The 6,153-nt window shown below is 58.2% G+C and carries 5 protein-coding genes, 1 tRNA gene and 2 pseudogenes; 3 read left to right on the top strand and 5 right to left on the bottom strand.

Features of this window, described 5'->3' with window-relative positions:
- Positions 1–66 precede the first annotated feature (66 nt).
- Positions 67–945, top strand: a pseudogene (locus ACGYLC_RS17530) (IS3 family transposase); the annotation flags it as partial.
- Between the two features lie 74 nt (positions 946–1,019).
- Here ACGYLC_RS17530 and ACGYLC_RS17525 read toward each other — a convergent pair.
- Positions 1,020–2,112, bottom strand: a protein-coding gene (locus ACGYLC_RS17525) for an IS3 family transposase (RefSeq protein WP_394424221.1) whose coding sequence is annotated in 2 segments (ribosomal slippage) — positions 1,020–1,869 and positions 1,868–2,112 — 1,095 coding nt in all. Because the reading frame shifts where the segments join, the coding sequence is not laid out codon by codon here.
- A gap of 63 nt (positions 2,113–2,175) precedes the next feature.
- On the opposite strand from ACGYLC_RS17525, the pseudogene ACGYLC_RS17520 reads away from it, so the two are divergent.
- Positions 2,176–2,510, top strand: a pseudogene (locus tag ACGYLC_RS17520) (integrase core domain-containing protein); the annotation flags it as partial.
- Positions 2,511–2,727: 217 nt separating this feature from the next.
- A complete protein-coding gene (locus tag ACGYLC_RS17515) occupies positions 2,728–2,994 on the top strand; it encodes a DUF1636 family protein (RefSeq protein ID WP_394424219.1) in 267 nt (88 codons plus the stop codon).
- A 36-nt stretch (positions 2,995–3,030) separates the two neighbouring features.
- Here the strand turns inward: ACGYLC_RS17515 and tnpC are convergent, their stop codons facing one another.
- The 4 genes from tnpC to ACGYLC_RS17495 form a co-directional block, all read right to left on the bottom strand.
- Positions 3,031–4,623: an IS66 family transposase gene (gene tnpC / locus ACGYLC_RS17510; RefSeq protein ID WP_394424218.1), complete on the bottom strand. Its 1,593-nt coding sequence runs from the start codon at positions 4,621–4,623 to the stop codon at positions 3,031–3,033.
- A 55-nt stretch (positions 4,624–4,678) separates the two neighbouring features.
- The gene (tnpB, locus tag ACGYLC_RS17505; protein ID WP_394424216.1) at positions 4,679–5,032 is read right to left on the bottom strand and encodes an IS66 family insertion sequence element accessory protein TnpB; all 354 of its coding nucleotides are present in this window, start codon (positions 5,030–5,032) and stop codon (positions 4,679–4,681) included.
- Positions 5,026–5,433: a transposase gene (locus ACGYLC_RS17500; protein WP_394424215.1), complete on the bottom strand. Its 408-nt coding sequence runs from the start codon at positions 5,431–5,433 to the stop codon at positions 5,026–5,028. Before ACGYLC_RS17500 ends, tnpB begins: the two co-directional genes overlap by 7 nt.
- A gap of 370 nt (positions 5,434–5,803) precedes the next feature.
- Positions 5,804–5,880: transfer RNA gene (locus ACGYLC_RS17495), tRNA-Met, on the bottom strand.
- Positions 5,881–6,153: the final 273 nt, after the last annotated feature.

Here is a 6,153-nt window from a genome sequence, read left to right as displayed (position 1 = left end):
CAGAATGCCTCTTGCACTACGGACGGCAACCACACAAGGCTTAAGGATAGCCTTAAGCACGTGCTTATGTCTGAGATGGAAATCATTACTGATGGCGGGCGCCGTCGACGCTGGTCTGCGGCAGAAAAGCTGCGGTTCGTTGAAGAGACCCTCTATGACGGGGACAGCGTTTCCGCTGTTGCTCGCCGTAATGGCGTGGCCCCAAATCTGTTGTATCGTTGGCGTAGATTGATGCTCGAGGGAGGGAGTATCGCCGTGACAGGGGATGACAGCGTGACCAGTAATAAGGCTGTCCGAGAGATGGAAGCCCGCGTCCGGGAGCTTGAGCGTCAGCTGGGACGCAAAACGTTGGAAGTGGAGATCTTGAAGGAAGCGCTCGACAAGTCCCGCTCAAAAAAACCGACCTTGCTTGCGCAGTCGCTCAAACCGGGCGGTTCCCGGTGAAGGCGGTGGCACAAACGTTAGGCGTATCCCGTTCGAACTTGCATGAACGACAGAAAGGAACCACGGAGCCGCGTCGGAGCTATTATAAAGCTCAAGACGCGGCGCTCTTGCCACGTATCGAGCGTTTGGTGGCGGAGCGCCCAACCTATGGCTACCGCCGGATTTGTGCAGTGCTGAACCGGGAACTCAAGGCAGAAGGCCTTGCCCCAGCAAATCATAAACGCGTCTATCGCATTATGAAGGCCAATCACATGCTGCTGGAGCGATCCGGCTTCGACCGGCCCGAACGTATCCATGACGGCAAGGTTATCATGATGCGGTCGAACTTGCGCTGGTGCTCTGACGGACTGGAGTTCACCTGCTGGAATGGCGACGTTATCCGCGCAGCGTTCCTGCTCGACGCTCATGATCGAGAGGTCATCGCCTGGGGGGGGGGCTGTCGCCAATGCCGGGATTAGCGGCTCGGACGTGCGTGACATGCTTCTGGAGGCGGTCGAGAAATGGACCTGTCCCGCTTTCGTGCCGCCCCAAGTGCTCGTTTAAGCCACTTTCCGTTCGAAGGCGACGGGGCTTTTTCAGCCCAGTGCTGAGTGGCGTCGCCGTGGGTTGTAGAAGCCGTTGATGTATTCAAAAATTGCCATCTCAGCTTGCCGCCGTGTTTCCCATGACCTGCGCCAAATGAGTTCAGCTTTAATGGTTTTGAAGAAGGTCTCGACGGCAGCATTGTCGTAACAATTGCCCTTGCCAGACATCGACACCTTGAAGCCGTGCTGGCGCAGAAGTTTCTGGTAGTCGTGCGAACAATATTGCGACCCGCGATCCGTATGGTGGATGCAGCCCTTGGGCGGTGCCCTGAACGCAATTGCCATCTTCAAAGCTCGTATTGCCAAGTCTCGTTTCATACGGTTGCTGACCGCCCAGCCGATCACGCGCCTTGAATGCAGGTCGAGGATGACAGCCAAATACAGCCATCCCTCACGCGTCCAGACATAGCTGATGTCACCGGCCCATTTCTGGTTCGGTTGGTCAGCCATAAAATCCCGGTCCAGCAGGTTTGGCGCAATATTGAACTTGTGATCGCTGTCTGTCGTCACTTTGTGTTTACGGGTTCGCACCACGGATATGCCGTTCTGGCGCATCAAACGACCCACACGGCGGTGACCGACATTCAGGCCGATCTCCTTCAGTTCTTCTGTCAAGCGCGGCCTGCCATAGCTGCCCAGGCTGAGGCGGGATTGTTCTTTGATGTGCGCCAAGGTGACCAGATCAGACCGCTGTTTGCGGCTGGCAGGACGGCTTCGGAAGGCTCGCAAACCGCGCGAACTGACACCGACAACATGACACAAGCGGTTCACGGGGAAGTGGCTCCGGTGTTCCTCGACAAACCTAAATCTCATTGCTTTAGGCCCGCAAAGAACTGGGTGGCTTTTTTAGGATTTCCCTCTCCTCCTTGAGAAGACGGTTCTCGCGCCGAAGTCGCTCATTCTCTGGGGCGAGGCTCAAATCCTCTTTCGACACCACGTCTGTGCCTCGGTGCGCGGTGATCCATTTGTTAGGCGTCGACATGCCAACACCCAGATCGTCAGCCACCTGCTTGCGCGTCAGCCCACTCGTCAGTGCGATACGCACCGCATCTTGGCGGGATTCGTCCGTCCGTTTCAGTCCCATAGTCAGTCTCCTTTGGTGCAGTAAATGCTATCAAAGGAGCGGCATCAAACCGCGACAGGTCCAAAACGCTTCGGCAGCTATCGTGCGCCAGAGGTGGTCGAGGTCTTATCCGACAATGGAAGCGCTTACACAGCAAAGGAAACCCGCATCTTCGCTCGCCAGCTCGGCCTGAAGTCATGCTTCACCCCAGTCGCCAGCCCGCAATCCAACGGCATGTCCGAAGCCTTCGTAAAGACGCTCAAACGCGATTACGTGCGCGTCAATCCACTACCCAATGCCGAAACCGTTTTGAATTTGATAGGAGAATGGATCGAGGACTATAACAACAACACACCCACAGCGGTCTAAGATGGCGCTCGCCTCGCGAGTTCATCAAGGCCGCAACCGAAACCGCTTAGGTGTCCGGTGAAACGGGGGCCAGTCCACAAGTTTGGGAAGGCTCGGGCGAACGTCGATCCGCAAGTCAGGAGGCCTGCCATCACCGGTGCCGAGACGGGTCGTAATTGCAACTCAACCCAGACGGGGTGTCTGGTTAGGACAACATGATGGCGACAGGGAAACTTCCGTACCGTAAAACAAGGCCGCTCGATCGCCCCCGCGTTCGCGAAGGGCGACATGGGTACACAGCAAAACCACCAAATTACGGTTTGCACCTCATGCAAACCCAAAGGCACGGACTGCCGCCCGGGCTTTGACCTGTTTCAAAGGCTGAGCGCTGCAAGCGCGGCAGCGGTCGCGGCGATCCCCGAGGGCTTTGACGTCGCGGGCGTGACCTGTATTGCGGGCTGCGACCGCCCCTGTACGGTGATCTTTCACACCAGCGCAAGGTCAACCTACCTCTCTGGTGACATCGGCCCTGACGAAGACATCTGGCGACCGTAACCTTCACCGTAAGCGGCGGCTATGCGGCACTTGAGATCAGCTTGACGGCTGGAAGTTCCACGGAAGAAGGTCGTCGATACGATTGGCAGGATGCCCTAACGCAATCGCTTCGAGGGTGGCCTTGAGATATGCGAACGGTTCGACATCATTGACCTTCGCAGTCGCTATGAGAGATGCGATGCGGCCCCAGGCGTGGCCACCTTCGTCGTGACCGGCAAAAAGCGCGTTCTTTCGCGTCAATGCAATTGTTCGGATCAGGTTCTCGACTGCATTGGAGTCGATCTCGACCCGGCCGTCGTGCAGGAAGGTCTGCAGCCCGCTCCACTGCCGATGGATATAGGTCAACTTCTCGCCGAGCCGGGACTTCGAGGAGATCCGGCGCCGTTGGCTCTGAAGCCACTCGCCGAACTCTGCCATCAATGGTGCCGTGCGGGCCTGACGTGCCGAGAGGCGCTGACCCGGACCCATCCCACGGATCTCGCTTTCAATGCGGTAGAACTCCGCGATCCGACGCAGCCCTTCTGCGGCGTTCTCTGAGCCGTCTCGGTCAAAGACCTCTTTCAGCTTGCGACGCGCGTGTGCCCAACAATACGCGACGGTGATCGGCGCGCCGCCTTTCCGCGACGGGCGCGTCAGTCGGTTGTAGCCAGCATAGCCGTCCAGTTGCAGAGTGCCGTCAAAGCCCTGCAAGATCTGCTCTGCATTCTGCCCCGCACGACCCGGGGCATAGGTGAAGACAACGCCTGGTGGATCATCTCCACCCCATCCTCGGTCGTCGCGCGCCAGTGCCCAAAGGTATCCGGTCTTCGTGCGGCCTCGGCCTGGGTCCAGGACGGGGGCCGTTGTCTCATCCATAAATAGCTTGCCGGACTTCCTTAGATGCTCCGCCAAGCGGTCCACGACAGGGCTAAGATGGAAAGCCGCTGTGCCGACCCAATCGGCCAAAGTGCTGCGGTGGATATCGACGCCGGAGCGGGCAAGGATTTGGCTTTGGCGATACAACGGCAGGTGATCTGAGAACTTGCTGACCAGCACATGCGCGATGGCGCCCTCGGTCGGCAACCCGCCTTCGATCAAATGCGCGGGAGCCGGGGCCTGCGTGATACCTTCAGCGCAGGAACGGCAAGCATATTTGGGGCGAACGGTGACGATGACACGTAGCTGCGCTGGAATGATATCCAGCCGCTCGGTGCGGTCTTCACCTATACGGTGCATCTCGCCACACCCGCAGGGGCAGTTCAAACTCTGAGGCTCGACCACCCGCTCAACCCGCGGGAGGCCTGCGGGAAGATTGCCGCGATTGCGCCGGGCAGCTTTGCGAGGCCGTGCCTCTGAGGGCGCCTGCTCAGCTTGCTGAGTCTCAACTTCAGCGACGGCAACTTCAAGGTCTTCAAAAGCCAGCTGCCGTTCATCCTCGCTTAACTTCTCCGAGCGCTTGCCGTGTGTGGCGTTCTTGAGCTCGGCAATGAGGTGCTCCAGGCGCTTAACCAAAACCTCCAGCTCAGATGCTTTGGTTTGCAGCCCGGTCGTCTCTTGCTTCAGCGATTTGTTCTCGCGCAGCACCGCCAAGACAGCTTCACGCTGGCTCTCGGGGATGGCAGATATATCGATGGGCGGCAGGTCGGACATGCCCGTAGTATAGCTTGATTTACGTCCAAATGGGCAGGCCTTTTGCGCCTCCGAGTCACTCTGCCGCAGCCGGTCTGCGGGGTTCTAAAGAGCGCACCCGGCGCCAGTCCAGCCCTGCAAAAAGCGCCTCGAATTGGGGGCGGTTCAAGGTGATCACGCCATCTCGAATGGCGGGCCAAATGAAGCTGTTCTCCTCAAGTCGTTTGTAGGTCATCACGAGCCCGCTGCCGTCCCAGAACAAAATCTTCATCCTGTCGGCCCGTTTGGCGCGGAATACAAAGACTGTTCCGGTAAAGGGGTCTTGGGCCAATGCCAACTGCACCATCGAAGCCAATCCATCGTGTCCTTTACGGAAGTCCACCGGCCGCGTCGCAACCAATATCCGAACGCCTTGCGATGGCATCAGCATGAAGAAGCTTCAAGCGCATGGGCGATCTCTACGATCCGAGAGGCAGATGTCTGCAGCGGCAGCTCGATGGCAATCTCTCCAAAGATCAATCTGATCGCCTCATTCGGAACGGTTAAAGCTTCTGGGGTCTCTTCCGGCCCAGCAGAAACCACCAGTGGAGCGAAGAGCGGCTCAGCGGCCTCCGGCGCCGGTAGCAACAGCTTTCCTTCCTTGGCCAGTCGACGCCACGCCGATAGCTGGTTCGGAAGGATGCCATATCGCTCAGCAACAGCGTTCACCGTTGCACCGACCTCAAGCGTGTCCGCCACCGCCTGTGCCTTTGCGGTATCCGACCAACGGCGGTGGCCGGACGCATAAATCTCAACGCCAAGCGATCTGAGAAACGAATTTGTAGCGCACATTGCGAAACGCCCTCCCCATCATAAGATGAGTTCGTTCTCGCAGCGCGGATCACACCCTACAACGTGACCCCGGGCCACCGCTTACCCTTCACCCAGCACTATGTCGCACTGAATGACGGCTCGCGCTCTGCGCTAGACCGCCCCGGCAAACTGCGTAGATCCATTCTTGCGCGTGTGCCCGCGGCAGTGAGCGATCTGACTCCCAGCTGGTTGCGCGCTTAGGGAGGGCCGCCGACACATTCGGCGTCATTCTGGCCCTACTGCACAGGGGGCTGGTCCTTGGGGGCCAGTTCAGGGGGCTGACTGCCCCTCAAACACAGAAAAACCCGCGGTAAGGCGGGTTTTTCTCAAAGCGATACTTCGCTAATATTGGTTGCGGGAGTAGGATTTGAACCTACGACCTTCAGGTTATGAGCCTGACGAGCTACCGGGCTGCTCCATCCCGCGCCAATGCCCTCCGTTTAGACTTATAGCGCGGGAGCTGCAAGCGCATTCGAACAGAAAAAGGTGATTTTTCTTGAGATTTTTTCTGGCAGGCTTACCGTTCGCGCCGCCAAATCTCGCTGGCCGCCGGGCACACCCCCTTCAACACAAAACCGCCGCAGCTATGAGCTGCGGCGGTTTTGTTACCCTGATCATCGTCGAGAGATACTGTAGTCTAGGAACTTATTAGGTTTGGCGATGACCTACTCTCCCACGTCTTAAGACGCAGTACCATCG

It is taken from the genome of Sulfitobacter sp. 1A12157 (genome assembly GCF_043557345.1).
GTDB lineage: Bacteria > Pseudomonadota > Alphaproteobacteria > Rhodobacterales > Rhodobacteraceae > Sulfitobacter.
The sequence above is the reverse complement of the archived record's forward strand: the minus strand, read 5'-3'. Positions and strand labels throughout refer to the sequence as shown.